Annotated in this window: 16 protein-coding genes; 11 read left to right on the top strand and 5 right to left on the bottom strand. The window is 63.3% G+C overall.

Features of this window, described 5'->3' with window-relative positions; genetic code table 11:
• Positions 1-97 precede the first annotated feature (97 nt).
• Positions 98-430, top strand: a complete 333-nt coding sequence (locus tag JJT62_RS15930; RefSeq protein ID WP_202073772.1) for a hypothetical protein — start codon at positions 98-100, stop codon at positions 428-430.
• Between the two features lie 88 nt (positions 431-518).
• A complete protein-coding gene (locus JJT62_RS15925; protein ID WP_202073771.1) occupies positions 519-782 on the top strand; it encodes a hypothetical protein in 264 nt (87 codons plus the stop codon).
• Positions 783-927: 145 nt separating this feature from the next.
• Here the strand turns inward: JJT62_RS15925 and JJT62_RS15920 are convergent, their stop codons facing one another.
• Positions 928-2,199 carry a polyhydroxyalkanoate depolymerase gene (locus JJT62_RS15920; RefSeq protein ID WP_246744947.1) on the bottom strand — a complete coding sequence of 424 codons (1,272 nt, stop codon included), beginning with the start codon at positions 2,197-2,199 and terminating at the stop codon, positions 928-930.
• A gap of 57 nt (positions 2,200-2,256) precedes the next feature.
• On the opposite strand from JJT62_RS15920, the gene JJT62_RS15915 reads away from it, so the two are divergent.
• Positions 2,257-2,913: a glutathione S-transferase family protein gene (locus JJT62_RS15915; protein ID WP_202073770.1), complete on the top strand. Its 657-nt coding sequence runs from the start codon at positions 2,257-2,259 to the stop codon at positions 2,911-2,913.
• A gap of 78 nt (positions 2,914-2,991) precedes the next feature.
• Positions 2,992-3,975: a YihY/virulence factor BrkB family protein gene (locus JJT62_RS15910; protein WP_202073769.1), complete on the top strand. Its 984-nt coding sequence runs from the start codon at positions 2,992-2,994 to the stop codon at positions 3,973-3,975.
• A gap of 122 nt (positions 3,976-4,097) precedes the next feature.
• On the opposite strand, the gene JJT62_RS15905 is transcribed toward JJT62_RS15910, so the two are convergent.
• Entirely contained in the window at positions 4,098-5,162 is a 1,065-nt protein-coding gene (locus JJT62_RS15905; protein WP_370568569.1) for a sodium:proton exchanger, read from the bottom strand.
• A gap of 286 nt (positions 5,163-5,448) precedes the next feature.
• Between JJT62_RS15905 and JJT62_RS15900 the strand changes: the two genes are divergently transcribed.
• Together JJT62_RS15900 and JJT62_RS15895 are read left to right on the top strand one after the other, a co-directional pair.
• Positions 5,449-5,835, top strand: a complete 387-nt coding sequence (locus JJT62_RS15900) for a hypothetical protein (RefSeq protein WP_202073768.1) — start codon at positions 5,449-5,451, stop codon at positions 5,833-5,835.
• A gap of 399 nt (positions 5,836-6,234) precedes the next feature.
• Positions 6,235-9,240 carry a PAS domain S-box protein gene (locus tag JJT62_RS15895; protein WP_202073767.1) on the top strand — a complete coding sequence of 1,002 codons (3,006 nt, stop codon included), beginning with the start codon at positions 6,235-6,237 and terminating at the stop codon, positions 9,238-9,240.
• Between the two features lie 147 nt (positions 9,241-9,387).
• Here JJT62_RS15895 and JJT62_RS15890 read toward each other — a convergent pair whose 3' ends face one another.
• Both JJT62_RS15890 and JJT62_RS15885 read right to left on the bottom strand, forming a co-directional pair.
• Entirely contained in the window at positions 9,388-9,642 is a 255-nt protein-coding gene (locus JJT62_RS15890; protein ID WP_202073766.1) for a hypothetical protein, read from the bottom strand.
• A gap of 98 nt (positions 9,643-9,740) precedes the next feature.
• A complete protein-coding gene (locus JJT62_RS15885; RefSeq protein WP_202073765.1) occupies positions 9,741-11,237 on the bottom strand; it encodes an undecaprenyl-phosphate glucose phosphotransferase in 1,497 nt (498 codons plus the stop codon).
• Positions 11,238-11,432: 195 nt separating this feature from the next.
• On the opposite strand from JJT62_RS15885, the gene JJT62_RS15880 reads away from it, so the two are divergent.
• The 4 genes from JJT62_RS15880 to JJT62_RS15865 all read left to right on the top strand — a co-directional run bounded on the left by JJT62_RS15880 (position 11,433) and on the right by JJT62_RS15865 (position 14,713).
• Positions 11,433-11,906, top strand: a complete 474-nt coding sequence (locus JJT62_RS15880) for a DUF2948 family protein (protein ID WP_202073764.1) — start codon at positions 11,433-11,435, stop codon at positions 11,904-11,906.
• A gap of 520 nt (positions 11,907-12,426) precedes the next feature.
• Positions 12,427-13,728, top strand: coding sequence for a histidinol dehydrogenase (gene hisD / locus JJT62_RS15875; protein ID WP_202073763.1), 1,302 nt, complete (start codon positions 12,427-12,429; stop codon positions 13,726-13,728).
• A gap of 4 nt (positions 13,729-13,732) precedes the next feature.
• On the top strand, positions 13,733-14,212 hold the full coding sequence (locus JJT62_RS15870) for a UPF0262 family protein (protein WP_202073762.1): 480 nt from the start codon (positions 13,733-13,735) through the stop codon (positions 14,210-14,212).
• 63 nt (positions 14,213-14,275) lie between these two features.
• On the top strand, positions 14,276-14,713 hold the full coding sequence (locus JJT62_RS15865; RefSeq protein ID WP_202073761.1) for a low molecular weight phosphatase family protein: 438 nt from the start codon (positions 14,276-14,278) through the stop codon (positions 14,711-14,713).
• A 192-nt stretch (positions 14,714-14,905) separates the two neighbouring features.
• Here the strand turns inward: JJT62_RS15865 and JJT62_RS15860 are convergent, their stop codons facing one another.
• On the bottom strand, positions 14,906-15,319 hold the full coding sequence (locus tag JJT62_RS15860) for an MAPEG family protein (RefSeq protein WP_202073760.1): 414 nt from the start codon (positions 15,317-15,319) through the stop codon (positions 14,906-14,908).
• Between the two features lie 119 nt (positions 15,320-15,438).
• Here JJT62_RS15860 and JJT62_RS15855 point away from each other — a divergent pair, with 119 nt between their 5' ends.
• A complete protein-coding gene (locus JJT62_RS15855; protein ID WP_202073759.1) occupies positions 15,439-15,783 on the top strand; it encodes a helix-turn-helix domain-containing protein in 345 nt (114 codons plus the stop codon).
• Positions 15,784-15,863 lie beyond the last annotated feature (80 nt).

The following is a 15,863-nucleotide window of genomic DNA, read 5'->3' as shown; positions in this document are numbered from 1 at the left end:
GGCCGGCGGCAAGGATATTTCAGGAACTCTCGGGCATAAAGGCGCATTGCCCGCGCGCCGGCAAGCGCGATTTGGGTCGTGGTTCGGGGAGGATCACATGCGAAGATCGCTCGGCCTGATTTTGCTCTTGCTGGCCGCCGCCGCGCCGGCGCGCGCCGATGTCTCCTGCCTCGTGCAGGCCTCCGGCGTTTCCGGCGTCATTGCCGATCAGAAGGATGTGATTAGCGCGGTCAATTGCCTCGGTCAGCAATTGGCGAGGCTGCGCAATGACGCGACCGTCTCCGACAGGGCGACGGCCGCCCGTATCGACGATCTTGCACGGCAGATCGCCGCGCTGCAGAACGCCGTCAACGTCCTCGCCAAGCGGGTGGGCGCGTTGGAGGCCAATATCGTCGATAGCGAGACGCCGCTCGCCAAACGCCCGTGGTGACGGCGAGGTCAGGCGAGGGCGCCGCAAAGCAGCCATTTTTCGGCTGGACTTTTGAGCGAATCTCAAACGGGCCAACGAGGGTCTAGAGATGCGGATTTCCAGTTTATTTACCGTCCTGGCTTTGGGCGCGGCGCTCGGCGCCTGCGAGTCGACGACGCCGGCCGAGCAGCGGGCGATGGATGACGCCCGCTGCAAATCCTACGGTTTCAAGCGCGGGACGGATGGTTTCTCCAAATGTCTTCTGGACGTCGACCTCGACCGCTCCGCCGACCGCCGGGAACGGCGGATGGAGCTCTCGACCTATCCGCGTTTCTACGGCGGGTTCGGCGGCCCCTATTGGCGTTATTGGTGAGGCGCTCGTTTTACCCGTCATTGCGAGCATTTTTTCGAAGTCGGGTATACCCGACTTCGCAGAAGTGCGAAGCAATCCAGGGCAGCGATTGCGGCTCTGGATTGCTTCGTCGCTTTCGCTCCTCGCAATGACGGGAATGACAGCGTCACATGCTGCCGCGGATGTGTTCGCGCAGCACGGGATAGATGTGGTTGTCCCAGCGCCTGCCGTTGAACACGCCATAATGGCCGACGCCGGCCTGCATATGATGTGACTTCATATAAGGCCGCAGGCCGCTGCACAGGTCCTGTGCGGCGAGCGTCTGGCCGATGGCGCAGATGTCGTCCTTCTCGCCTTCGACCGTGAGCAGGAAGGTTTTCTTGATGGCGCGGGGTTCGACCTTGCGGCCTTTGAAGGTCAGATTGCCTTCGGGCAGGGCGTATTTCTGAAAGACCGTTTCGATCGTGTGCAGATAAAAATCCGCGTCGAGGTCCATGATCGCGAAATATTCTTCATAGAAGGTGCGGATTTGGTCGGCCCTGGCGTGATCGCCGTCGACGCGGTGCTTGAAGAGATCGGCGAAGGCGTTCCTGTGCCGGTCCATATTCATGCTCATGAAGGCCGAAAGCTGCATGAAGCCGGGATAGACGCGCCGTCCCGCGCCCGGCAGGCCGTAAGGCACCTTGCTGATCATCTTCTCGCGAAACCATTCGATCGGCTTGGAGGTGGCGAACTCGTTCACCTTGGTGGGCGAGATGCGGGTGTCGATGGGCCCGGCCATCAGCGTCAGGCTGGCGGGCGTATCTGGGTCTTGGTCCTGCGCCATCAGCGCCACGGCGGCGAGCGCCGGGACGGTGGGCTGGCAGACGGCCACGAGATGCGACTGCGGCCCCATGAATTTCAGGAAGTCGATTATGTGCTGGACGAAATCCTCGAAGCCGAAGGTTCCCTCAGCGAGCGGAACGTCGCGCGGGTTGCGCCAGTCGCTGACATAGACCTCGTGGTCGCGCAGCATGGTGCGGATCGTGCCGCGCAGGAGCGTCGCGAAATGGCCCGACATGGGCGCGAGCAGCAGCACGCGCGGCTCGCCGCTCGCGCCCTGCCGGGAAAAGCGCAGCAGGTCGCAGAAAGGGGTTGTCGCGACAACCTCCTCGACCACGGGAACGGTCTCCCCCGCGTCGGTCGTCACCTCGGCAATGCCGTAGTCCGGCCGGCGATGCGTGAAGCCGCCAAGCGCCACGAGCTCGTGATAGGCCTGAAAGCAGCGCAGGGGCGCGGCGAATTGCATCGTCCCCCAGAGGCTCAGGATGCGTTCGCTGCTTGCCGCCGCCAGGCGAATCTGGTCGGAGAGGTCGGCATAGGCCTTATAGGCGTTATACATGCGCTGGAATGAGACCCCTGGGTTTCGGTAGCATGTGGCGAGCAAGGGCTGTGCCATTGCTCGAAAAATTGGCACATGGCTTGCTCTGGGCCATTGAGTCAATGAGGAAAATCGATGCCGACCGCGACGCTTACCATCAGCAGCAAGAACTATTCGTCCTGGTCGCTTCGCGGCTGGCTGTTGATGAAGCTTTCCGGCGTTCCCTTCGAGGAGATCACGGTCGACCCTGACGACGCGACGGCGCGCGAGGAGATTCTGCTGCTCTCGCCCTCGATCCGCGTGCCCTGTCTCACCTACGGCGATTTCCGGATTTGGGACACTTTGGCGATCGGCGAGTTCCTCAATGAGATCGCGCCGGACGCCAGGCTGCTGCCGGCCGACCGCCTGAGCCGGGCGCGTTGCCGCTCGATCTGCGGCGAGCTGCATTCGGGCTTCAATTCGCTGCGCGCGGCGCTGCCGATGAATCTCAAGGGGCGTTTCCCCAGGTTCAAAGTCTGGTCGAAGGCGCAGGGCGACATTGCGCGCATCGCGGAGATCTGGCGCGAGAGCCTCGAGCTGCATGGCGGGCCCTATCTTTTCGGCGACGCGCTCTCGATGGCGGACGCCATGTATGCGCCGGTCGTGACGCGGCTGCGCACCTATGACGTCGCGCTCGACCCGCTCTGCGAGGCCTATTGCGACCGTATTCTCGAGTGGCCCGCGATGCAGGAGTGGATCGAGGCGGCGAAGCTCGAAAAGGACGAAATCGAGGAGCTCGAGGTCGAGTTTTAAACGCCATCTCTTCAGGAACGTCCTGCAATAAAGGCGGTTCTTCCGGGAAGCGCGAATGCGTGCGCCGGAGGATGCGTTATGGCTGGGAAAGAGGCTCTTTCAGCGGACCCGGCGGCGATCGAACGGGGCAGGGCGGCGACCACGCCTTCCGAAATCCCGGCGCGCGGCTGGAAGGATGTGCTGGCGCGCGTCTATGACGACATCAACCAGCATCGCATTCTCGCCATCGCCGCGGGCGTCACTTTCTATGCGCTGCTGGCGATTTTTCCCGCCATCGCGGCCTTTGTGGCGATCTACGGACTCGTCGCCGACCCGTCGACGATCAGCGGACATCTTCAGGCGCTTTCGGGATTCCTGCCGGCCGAGGGCCTGTTCATCATCGGCGATCAAATCCAGCGCATCGCCGCGCAGGGCGCGACAAAGCTCGGATTCACGTCGATCATCGGCCTGCTGTTTTCGCTGTGGAGCGCAAATGCCGGCATGAAGGCGATCTTCGACGCGCTTAACGTCGTTTATCAGGAAGAGGAGAAGCGCGGCTTCTTGAAGCTCAACGCCATATCGCTGGGCTTCACGCTCGCCGGCATGGCGCTGCTTGCCCTTTCCCTGGGCGCCATGGTGATCCTGCCGCGCGCGCTCGAAGCGGTCGGGATGCCCGCGCAGATCGAAACCTGGGCTTCGGCGCTGCGCTGGCCGATTTTGCTGCTCGTCATCGCAATCGCGACCTCGGTCGTCTATCGCTACGGGCCGAGCCGCGACCGGGCGCAATGGCGCTGGGTGAGCTGGGGCGCCGCTTTCGCGGCGATCTTCTGGTTGATCGCCTCGCTGCTTTTCTCCTGGTATGCGGCCAATCTCGGCAAGTTCAACGAAACCTATGGCTCGCTCGGCGCGGCCATCGGCTTCATGCTGTGGCTGTGGGTGTCGGCGATCGTGCTGCTGGTCGGCGCCGAACTCGACGCCGAGATGGAGCATCAGACGGCGAAAGACACGACAACGGGCGCGCCACAACCCTTGGGCGAGCGCGGCGCCGTGATGGCGGATACGATTGGCCAACCGAAGTCGTAGCCGCCGTCATTGCGAGGAGCAGAGCGACGAAGCAATCCAGAGCCCCATCGCGGCCCTGGATTGCTTCGCTTCGCTCGCAATGACGGTCTGGCCGTGTGTGAAGCGATGGCGACCCGCCCGACTTAACCCCACCAGAAAATTGCGGCGATGATCGCGTAGAGGCCGATGAGCGCCGCGCCGTCGACCATGTCGGCCTGGCCGTCGACGGTCACCACCGTCACGACCAGGACGGAAAAAAACAGCGCGACCGCCAGGATCGGCGGGACGGCGAGCGTGAAGGCCGCGCCGCCCACGGTAAAGCTCGCCAGCACCAGGACCGGCACAATGACCACCGCGACCTGAAGCGCGCTCGTCAGCACGACGCTGACCGCAAGCTCCGATTTGCCCGCCGCAGCGAGGCGCACGCCGACGACATTCTCGATCGCATTGCCAGCGATGGCGACGACGACGAGGCCCGCGAAAGTCTGGCTCAGTCCCAGCGTATCGATCGCAGGCTCCAGCGCCTCGACGAACCAATCGGAGACCAGCGCCGCGCCGCCGGCGCAGACGAGCAGCACCGCGATCGCCGTCGAGAGCGGCCAGGCGTGGGCGCGTGCATGGGCCTCGGCCGGCACGGCGCGCTGGCCTTGCTCGAGCATCGATTTCGTCATGATCGCGAAGACCAGCAGCAACACGACAGCGCAGACGACGGCAAGCTCCTGCTCATGCGACGCGGCCGCCAGATGCAGCTCGTTTGCGAGCGTCGGCAGGACCAGCGCCGAGACGGCGAGCAGCAGGAGCGAAGCGATCATGCGGGGCGTGCGGGCGTTGAATTCCAGCACGCCATGTCGCCACCCGCCCACGACAAAGGCGAGGCCCAGCACCAGCAGGACATTGGCGAGGATCGAGCCGATCAGCGAGGCCTGCACCACGGTGACTAGTCCCGCTTGCAGCGAGAAGATGCAGACGAAGAGTTCGGGAAGACTTCCCACTGCCGACTGGATGAGCCCTGTCGTCGAGGGGCTCAAATGATTGCCGACCTGATCGGTCGCCTCGCCAATGACATGAGCGACGCCGGCGAGCGCGAGCGCGCAGGCCAGGAAGCTGACGATCGCGCCGGCATGTAAGACATGCGTGGCGCCAGCGACGCCGACGAGCGCAGCAGAGGCGCCCATGACAATCATTTCCTGGCGATCAATTGCGGCCACTTATGCATCCTTTCAAACTTTCGCCCGTCATTGCGAGCGAAGCGGAGCAATCCAGGGCGGCGATGCGGCCCTGGATTGCTTCGTCGGCTCCGCCTCCTCGCAATGACGGATTTATGGGAGGCATCGTGACGGCTCGGCTCGCGCCAATCAAGGGCAGTCGCGCCGACGAGACGCCGCCTGCGGCGGCTCCTCATCAGGATGAGGAAGTCTGTTCGCGCGGGACCGGGCGAAGTTGCGCCGCCCCGGCTTTTGCGCTTCGATGCAGCGAGATTTGGAGGTTCGCGATATGATGAAGTCGACGCTTGCGCGCGTTCTCCTCGCAATGACTTTATGGGGCTGGAGCCATGCGGCGGCGCAGTCGTCTCCCTTCTCCTGCACGCTGCTCGAAACAGAAGCGTTCCTTCCCGAGCTTTCGACATTCAGCGGCTATCGTTGGATCGAGTGTCGCGCCGAGGAGACCGTCGATGTCGACGGCGTCGTTATCAACAACGGCAAATGCGACGCCTTTGATTACGGCTACGCCGGTCGCCGCTTCGTCGCAGGCCAGCCGATCTACATCCCTTACGCCTGCATGAGTCCGGTTACGCTGGCCATCGAAGCGAATGGCGTGATAACCAAGCAGCGTTTGCGCCAGCGCGATTTCCGCACGCATGGAGTCACGCGCGCGTTTTGATTCGAGAAAAGTGTCTCTCAGACTTTTGTCGAAAACGGGCTCTTACGAGGACGATGATGCGTTGGCTGTTCCTTTTTGTGGCTGCGGCGGTTCTTGCGGGATGTAACAGCCCTGGGTCCAGAGACGTTGCGAACGCTCAATATGCCGCCGATTCCTACGAGCAATCTTCGGCGGCCTACCGGATGTGCGCGGCGCAGAACGCAAGCGACCCGCAAAAATGCGACGCTCTGGCCCATGTGATGGAAGCGGACAAAAAGCGTTACGAAGCCACAGCTCGGAACTGAATGCGGGGCGGCGTTCGCGCATTGTACAGTTCAAGAAAACATAAAGCCGTCTCATTTGATCGGCATCTCCATCTCATGTATTTCGTGGTTTTAATTAGGCGTGAGCGCAGATTGCATGGAGAATCTGACAGGCGATCACTTTTGGCTGACCAGTTGGGCAAGCGATCCTGAAGGACGCGCCAGCTACGTCGATCCAGCCTGGTCCGAATTCACCGGTCAAAGCCTGGAGCAGGCGCGCGCGGGCTGGATCGAAGCGGTTCACCCGGAGGACCGTGAGCGAGTCGGCGCGGCTTGGACGCGTGCATTCAACGCCCGCGCGCCCTATCGCGCCGAATATCGGGTCAGGCGTTTCGATGGCGTCTACCACCGAACCTTCTCCGCGGCGGCGCCACGCTTCGACGAAAGCGGCGTTTTCCAAGGTTACATCGGTTCTGTCGTCGACATCGAGGCGCGCTGCGCGGCGGAAGATGCGCTGCGCGAAAGCGAGGAGCGATTTCGCGCCTTGACCGAGTCTTACGCTCAGGCCGTTTGGGAAGCCGACGCCCATGGCGCAATCGTGTCCGACAGCCCGAGCTGGCGCGCTTATACGGGCCAGACGCTCGAAAATTTTCTCGGCTATGGATGGCTCGACGCCGTTCATCCCGACGATCGCGCGCATGCGGAGGAGCGGTGGCGGGAAGCCGTCGCAATGCGCGCGCCATACGACGCGGAATACCGGCTCAAATGGAACGGCGGCGGTTGGCGCTGGACCAATGTCCGCGGCGCGCCTCTGTTCGATCGCGACGGATCGGTGCGCAAATGGGTGGGCGTCAATTTTGACATCCATGCGCGCAAATTGGCGCAGGAAGCGCTGCGCGAGAGTGAAAGTTTGATGCGTCTCGCGCAGGACGCGGCGCATGCCGGCTCCTGGGAATGGAGCACGGAAAATAACCGCGCGGTCTGGTCGAAGAATCTCTGGGCGCTTTACGGTCTCGATATCGGCGCCTGCGAAGCGTCTTTCGAAAATTGGGCGAAATCTATTCATGAAGACGACCGCGAGCGCGTGACCGCGGCGGTGTTGGCGGCGGGGCGCGCGGGCGAGGAATTCGAGCTTCAGTGGCGCGTCAATCTTCCAAGCGATCAGGCGCCCAGATGGTTGCTGTCGAGGGGCCGGCCCGTTATGGGGCCGGACGGCGCGCCGGAGCGTTACTATGGCGTCGTCCTCGACGTGTCCGAACTCAAGAACGCCGAAGAGGCGCTGCGCGCCAGCGAGCGTCGTTACCGCCTGTTGTATGAATCGCAGCGCGATCCTTTCGTGCGCGTCGCCATGGACGGCCGCATTCTGGAGGTCAACGACCTGTATCGCGACATGCTCGGTTATTCGGACGAAGAGCTGCGCGGTCTGACGTATCAAGAGCTCACGCCCGAAAAATGGCATGCGATGGAGGCGGCGATCGTCCGGGAGCAGATCCTGCCGCGCGGCTATTCGGACGTCTACGAGAAGGAATATCGCCGCAAGGACGGAGGCGTTTTTCCCGTCGAATTGCGCACCGTTCTCTCCAAAGATGGAAATGGCGCGCCGGACGCGATGTGGGGGATTGTCCGGGACATCTCCGACCGAAAACTCTCGGAGCAAATTTTGCGCGAACGCGAAGAGCGGCTGCGCATCGCTTTGGACGCCGCAAAATTCGGCTCCTTCGCTTATTATCCGCAAAGCGGCAAGGTCGTCTGGGACGCCCAGATGAAAAGGATTTGGGGCCTCGAGCCAGACGAGGACATCCGCTTTGAAGAGGCGTTCGAGCGCATTCATCCCGCCGACCGCGCGCGCGTTCGCCAAGCGGTCGAAGCTTGCTTGAGTCCGGAATGCGCGTGCGGCTTTCAGGCCGAGTTCCGCGTCATCCTGCCGGACGGGTCGGTGAATTGGCACGGCGTCAGCGGGCAGGCCTATTTCGAGGACGGTCCCGGAGGCGAGCGCAAGCCCGTGCGCATGACGGGCGTGGAAGCGGATATTACGGACCGCAAAAATGCGGAAGAGGCGTTGCGAGACGCCGACCGGCGGAAGGATGAGCTCATCGCCATGCTGGCGCATGAGCTGCGCAATCCGCTCGTCCCCATCCACAATGGCGTTCATCTGTTGAGAGCGCGCGCGCAGAGAGGCGTCGAATCCGACCCGCAGTTGCTCGATATGATGGAGCGTCAGGTGACGCATCTTGTGCGCCTCGTCGACGATCTCCTCGAAATTTCGCGCATCGCCAGGGGGAGAATCGAGTTACGCCGCGAGCCGACGGACATCGCAACAGTTTTGCGCAACGCTTTGGAGACGAGCCGGCCGTCGATCGAGAAAGGGCGTCACGGCGCCGCGCTTTCCACGCCGCCGGAGACATTGCTCGTTTACGGCGATCCTGTGCGGCTCACGCAGGTTTTCGCCAATATTCTGAACAATGCGGCAAAATACACCCCGGAGGGCGGACGCATCGAAATCCTTGCCGAACGCAGGGGGCGGGAAGCGGTCGTGATCGTCAGAGACAACGGCCGCGGCATGGGGCCCGAGGCGTTGTCGCATGTTTTCGAGCCTTTCGCCCAGACGGGGAATCCGTCCAACGACAGCGGCCTCGGCATTGGCCTCACCCTCGTCCGCAAGCTGGTGGAGCTGCACGGCGGCTCGATCGAAGCGGCAAGCGAAGGGCTCGGCAGAGGGAGCGTCTTTATGGTGCGCCTCCCTGTGAGCGTTTCGGCGGCGGATGCGGCGGAGCCTGCCAAGGGCGTCGAGGCCAGGGCGGCGCCGGCCGGCCGGCGCGCGCTGGTGATCGACGACGAGCGCGACGTCGCGGACACTCTGGCGATGGTGCTCGATCTGCTCGGGGCTTCGGTGCGCGTGACCTATGGCGGGCGAGACGGGCTGCGCGAAGTGACGGTCTTCCAGCCGGACATCGTCTTTCTCGATCTCGGCATGCCTTTGCAGGACGGCTTCGAAACCGCGCGGTTGATACGGCAGAGCGAGATTGGCCGCAGGCTGACGCTCGTCGCGCTCACCGGCTGGGGACAGGCGGAGGATCGCGCAAAAACGCGCGAGGCCGGCTTCGACGCGCATTTGACGAAGCCAGCGTCGCTCGAGGCGCTCCGCTCCTTGTTGCAGAATTAGAGAGCTGGCGGCCGCAGCACCGCCGTCATTGCGAGGAGGCGAAGCCGACGAAGCAATCCAGGACCGCGTCGCCACCCTGGATTGCTTCGCTTGGCTCGCAATGACGGGCTACAAATCCAAACGCGAGTTCCTCACGCGGAAATATTATCAGTCGATGGAGGAAATCCGGATCGGCGCCGTTACGTCCGCGTAGGCCACTTTGATGCCCGCCTTCGTGACAGCCGCTTCGTCGGGATACCAGGTCGACTCATGGTCAAGCCCGCCATATTTGTTGAAAACCATCACATATTTGGCGTTCAGGTCCACTTCGCAGCGCAGCCCTTTTCCCGGCTCGCTGACCGGCCGCATTTTCCCATCCCAATCAATGAAATAACCTTTGGGCGCATCGGCCGCTTCGGACATGCTGCGTTCCTTTCCCGACATGATTTGCCGATCAGGGGCGCGGGAAGCACGATACGGGCCAGGAAAGCGCGCTGCGGGGGCGCTCGGCCCTCGAGCGATCAATAGGCGTTCTTGGTCGTGATCAGGGCCCAAGGCGTCGACGCGAGGATGCGCAGATCGAGCAGCATGGACCAGTTTTCGATGTAATAGAGATCATGCGCGACGCGCTGCTCGATCTTTTCGACCGTGTCGGTTTCGCCGCGCCAGCCATTGACCTGCGCCCAGCCCGTGATGCCGGGCTTCACCTTGTGGCGGGCGAAATAACCGTCGACGACTTCGTCGTAGATGTGCTCGCCAACCTTCGCCTGCATGACATGCGGCCGCGGGCCGACGAGCGAAAGCTCGCCCCTCAGCACGTTGAAAAGCTGCGGCAGCTCGTCGAGCGAGGTGCGGCGCAGGATCGCGCCCACGCGGGTGACGCGCGGATCGCCGCGCGTGACCTGCTTCTGGCCCGAGACGTCGCATTTATCGACGTACATCGATCTGAATTTGAGCACGCCGATCGGCTCATTGTTGAAGCCGTGGCGCGTTTGCTTGAAAAACACCGGCCCGCGCGAATCGAGCTTCACGGCGAGGGCGATGAGCGCGAGCAGCGGCGCGAGCAGGATAATGCCAATGGCCGCGAGCACGCGGTCCTCGATCGCCTTGAGAGCGACGCTCGAATCCGACATCGGCTTGTCGAAGACGGGCAGGAAAGGCGTGTCGCCGATGTAATTATAGGCGCGCGAGCGCAATTTCAGCTTGCTGTTGAACGCTGCGATGCGCACGTCGATCGGCAGAACCCACAATTTCTTGAGGATGTAGAGGATGCGCTCCTCGGCGGTCGGGGGCAAAGCGATGATGAGAAGATCGACGCGCTGCTCGCGGCAGAAGGCCTCGAGGTCGTCGAAGCGGCCGAGCTTGCGATAGCGGCCCACGGTTTCGGGCGAGCGCATTTTATCGCGATCGTCGAAAAGGCCGAGAATCTGGATGGCTGTTCCTCCAGAGCGATCGAGCCGATCGATGAGCTCCGCGGCGGCGTCTCCGCCGCCGACGATCACGGCGCGGCGCGCCAGACGCCCCTCTCGCGACCAGCGCCCGAGGGCGCGCGCCGTGAAAAGACGCGCCGCAGAACCGGCGGCCCAACCAAAGGCGAGCCAATAGGGAACCCAGCGACGCATTTGCTCGAGATGCGTTCCGAACAGCGCCTCGGCGACGATCAGTCCGCCGAGCGCGAGTGAGAGCGCCAATCCCACATTCGCGACCTGCGCCAATCCATGGGAAAGGGATGCGACCGTATAGGCCCACCGCATCTTCAAAATGGCCGCGGCGCCAATGGCCACCCCGGCCAGCGCCAGAAGAAGCGCGCTGGAGCCATAGGGATCGCCGTCGAAGACAGCGAAATGGGTCAGAGCGCCGATCGCCGCGACGCTGAACAGATCAAAGAGTATAACGCCCGCAATTACAGCAGGTTGTCTGATAAGCTGATCGGGAGGGACGACCGGAGCCCGTCCGCAGGAGAGTTCGCGCCGCCCGTTTGCCAATCCGGCCAAGGAATGCGCCGTTGCCTCGCCCATCGTCTTGTTCCTTCGAGCCAAATTTCGTGGCGTCGATCATGGCGCAAACTCGTAAACAACCCGCCACTGGGGCCGGGCTGCGGCGGCCGTGGGGTTCCCTCCGATTTGCGCCAGCTCGATAAGGACTTTTACGACGTTCGCTTGGGCTTGCGCGTCTTCGCCTGTCTCGCCATATCCCGGCGAGGGAGGAATTGCATGGCCGTGAATCTGCTCGAGAATGCGCCCGCGCTGCGGCTGCATGCGTTGGACAGCGAAGATCTGGCGCTTCTTTCGGCGCATCTGCAGGACGCGCTGGTGCGCGTCGGCGACATTGTCTACCTCCCCGCCAAGCGCCGCTTCGCGCTCGTCGGCTCGCGCTTCGATTGGTCGGCGGAGATGGAGGGGCGGCTCGAGCGCTGTCGCTCGGGCTTGCATTTCGAGGGCGTCGAGCGGGTGCGCTGCCAGCATGTTTCGCGCGACCAGCCGGATGCGATCCTCGATCTCCTGGCCGTCACTTTCGAGCCCGGCCCCGAGCCGCCGGGAGGAACCATCCGCCTGACTTTCGCCGGAGGCGCGGTGATTTGCCTCGACGTGGAGTGCGTCGAGGCGCAGCTTTGCGACATTGGACCGCGGTGGAAAACGGCGGCGCGGCCGATGCATCAGGAGGCGGCGGCGGCCTCGTCCCGTTGAGGGCGCGGCGCTCTTCAGGCGTTTCCGTTGAGATATTCAGGCGTTGTCGTGCGCTCACGCCAATTGCTGTGGCGGCGCGCAGGCGCTCTCAGGGCAGCCAAGACGCGCTCAACCCTATCGAGCTGCAATGTACTGGCTCGTGCTCGACCTTTTGAAGTATAAACATCGGGTCGTGCAATTCCGCGCGACGACTGGAGTCCGAAGATGAGCATAACGCTCAAAATCGAACTCCGGTGGCGGAGATGGAAAATAGCAGTTTCCATCTCCTGCTAACCCGGAGGGGGGATGGCGGGGGAGGCCCCGCCATCCTTCCCGAAGGGGAATATGCCCCCGGCGCGCAGGAAAATCAATCAGCAATCACATCTTCTCGCCCGACGCGTCGCACAAGTGGAAATGGGCGTTTTCAAGAGCTTGAAGCCCGGCCGCTTCCCCATTGGCGCCGCCTCCCGACACGCATCAAACTTGACGAAAGCGCCCCCACAAGGTCATGACAGCCGGAAACCCCCGGTTGGAGATGGAAATGACCCTGCGCCTGGACGCCGCCGCCCCCGATTTCGAACAGCGTTTCGTCTCGCTGCTCGCCATGAAGCGGGAGTCCTCCCAGGACGTCGACGCCACTGTCCGCGCCATCATCGAGGATGTCGTCGCCCGCGGCGACGAGGCGTTGATCGACTATTCCAAGCGTTTCGACCGCATTGATCTTGCGCAGACCGGCATCGCCGTCTCGGCCGCCGAGGTCGCCGCGGCGGAAGGGAAATGCTCGAAAGAGCAGCTCGCCGCGCTCGATCTCGCTCTCGAGCGCATCACCGCCTATCACGAGAAGCAGAAGCCCGAGGACACGCGCTATCGCGACGCGGCGGGCGTCGAGCTCGGCTGGCGCTGGTCGCCGCTCGATTCGGTCGGCCTCTATGTGCCGGGCGGCACGGCGGCCTATCCGTCGTCCGTGCTGATGAATGTCGTGCCCGCCAAGGTCGCCGGCGTGAAACGCATCGTGATGGTCGTCCCGACCCCGGGCGGCCATGTCGAGCCGCTGGTGCTCGCCGCCGCCAAGCGCTCGGGGATCAATGAAATTTACCGCGTCGGCGGCGCGCAGGCCGTCGCGGCGCTCGCCTATGGCACCAAGACCATTGCGCCGGTCGCCAAGATCGTTGGCCCCGGCAACGCCTGGGTGGCCGCCGCCAAGCGCCGCGTCTTCGGCCAGGTCGGCATCGATATGATCGCCGGCCCCTCGGAAGTGCTTGTGCTCGCGGACAAGACCGCCAATCCCGATTGGATCGCCGCCGATCTGCTGGCGCAGGCCGAGCATGACGAATCCGCCCAATCCATCCTCGTCACCGACAGCGTCGAGATCGCCGACGCGACCGTCGCAGCGGTCGAGCGCCATCTTTCGACGCTGTCGCGCGTCGAGATCGCAGCTAAGTCCTGGCGCGACTATGGCGCGGTGATTCTGGTGAAGAAGCTCTCCGATTCGCTGCCGCTCGCCGACCGCATCGCCGCGGAGCATCTGGAGATCATCTCCGAGGACGCCGAGGAACTCGCCGCGCGCGTCTCCAACGCCGGCGCCATTTTTATCGGCGCCTATACGCCGGAGGCCGTGGGCGATTATGTCGGCGGCAGCAATCACGTTCTGCCGACGGCGCGCTCGGCGCGATTCTCGTCGGGCCTCAGCGTGCTCGATTTCGTGAAGCGCACCTCGATCCTGAAATGCGACGCCGAGTCGCTGCGCGCCATCGGCGGCGCGGCGGTGACGCTGGGCGACGCCGAAGGGCTCACGGCCCATGCCCGTTCGGTCTCGATCCGTTTGAATTCTCTAGGGGCTTAAACGGGTGGACGCGAGCGCGCAGAACCGGCTGATCTCAGTCACGCTCGATGAGAATTCGATCGGGCGCGGCTCCGCCGATCAGGAGCATGAGCGCGCCATCGCGGTTTACGATCTGATCGAGGACAACAGCTTCGCGCTCGTCGGCTATGCCGGCGGGCCCTATGCGCTCAATATCTCCTTGATGGACGCCAAGCTCGTCTTCGATATTCGGGACCAAAACGGTAACGTCGTGGTCACGCATATTCTGTCGCTGACGCCCTTCCGGCGCATCCTCAAAGATTATTTCTTCATTTGTGAAAGCTATTACGCCGCCATTCGCACGGCGACGCCGAGCCGGATCGAAGCGATCGACATGGGCCGGCGCGGCCTGCACAACGAAGGCGCGCAACTGCTTGCCGAGCGTTTGAAGGGAAAAATCGAAACCGACGCCGACACGTCGCGCCGCCTCTTCACGCTGATTACGGCCCTGCACTGGAAGGGCTGAGGCGGATGGCAGCATTTTCCGCCGAAGCACAGGCCGGTTCGGCGATGAAAATCGGGTAGCGACATGGCGCGCCCGCAATCCGTCCTCTTCGCCTGCACGCTGAATACGGTTCGCTCGCCCATGGCGGAAGCAATCGCGCGGCATTATTTCGGCCGCGAGATCTATTTCGCCTCCGCCGGGATCAAGCGCGGCGAGCCCGATCCCTTCGCCGTGGCGGCGATGGAGGAGATCGGCGTCGACATGAGCCGTCACAAGCCGCATACTTTCGAGGATCTGGAAGACTCGAACTTCGACCTCATCGTCACGCTTTCTCCCGAGGCGCATCACCGGGCGCTGGAGTTCACCCGCGCCATGGCGGTCGACGTCGTCTATTGGCCGACGCCGGACGCCACGGCGGCGCAGGGGTCGCGGGAGGCGATTCTGTCGGCCTACCGCGACGTGCGCGACCGGCTGACGGCGCGGATTAAGACGCTGCTCGGGCGGGGGCCGACGGGGGCTTAGGGTTTGGTTGTTGTTCCCGCTGCAACGATTGTCGGCGTTGCTCTGGATCCCCGATCAGGCCTTCGGCCTGTCGGGGATGACAGGCTGAGTCAGCGTCGCTCTGCTTGATCTGTTGATGGATGCTCTGGGGGCTGTCATTCCCGGGGCGCGAAGCGCAACCGGGAATCCAGAGCCGCGACGGCCCGACCGCACTCATTTGACCCAGCCGAAGAGGGCGGCGATGAGAACCCATTGGCAGGCCCAGCCGATCAGAAACATCGGCGCGCGCGCCCAAGGCAGGCCGATGACGTAGATAAGGTAATGGGCGATGCGGACGGCGAAATAGACCGCCGCCGCCAGCGCCGAGGCGGATGTCGTATGGCCGGTTATTTGAATGGCGGTCGCGAGCAGGCCGAAGACGGCGAGATTCTCGACGGCGTTGGCGTGAGCGCGGATCGAGCGCTGCGCCCAGGGCGCCTGTGTCGGCGCGTCGTGCAGCGGATCGCGGAAGCCGCCGACGAGGCCCATTTCGAGCAGGCGCTGCGCCACATGCGGCGCCCAGAGCAGGGAAGTAAAAGCGGCCGTTAGAATGGCGTAGTAAAATTCCGGAGTCATCGCGTCGGTCATCGTCTTCTCCTTCGAGACGTCAGGGCGCCGCGACGCTAACGACAGTATAGATCGCTGTGAAGAACGCAGTAATATTGCCAATAGGCAGGAATGCCGCCCATAGGGCAAAATAGGATACCATGCGCAAGCAACGTCACCCGCAATACGACCAATGCCCCATCGAGGCGGCGATGGACATCATCGGCGGCAAATGGAAGGGCTCGATCCTCTTCCTCCTGCTCGACGACAAGAAGCGCTTCAGCGATTTCCAAAAGCGCCTGACCAAGATCACCCAGCGCACGCTGACGCAGCAGCTACGCGATCTCGAACGCGACGGCATGGTGTCGCGCGAGATTTTCCCGCAAGTGCCGCCGCGCGTGGAATACAGCCTTACGGAGAAAGGCCGCACGCTTGCGCCGCTGCTGATCGAGTTGAAGAACTGGGGAGAGATTCATGCGCTTCCCGTAGAAGCAGAGGAAGCGTAGGGGACATCATCCCCGACGCTCGCGTCGTTTGGACACACAGGGACTCACCGCCGTCATTGCGAGGAGGCGGAGCCGACGAA

Origin of the sequence: Methylocystis sp. Sn-Cys (assembly GCF_016745395.1) — a bacterium.
GTDB classification, from domain to species: Bacteria; Pseudomonadota; Alphaproteobacteria; order Rhizobiales; family Beijerinckiaceae; genus Methylocystis; species Methylocystis iwaonis.
The sequence above is the reverse complement of the archived record's forward strand: the minus strand, read 5'-3'. Positions and strand labels throughout refer to the sequence as shown.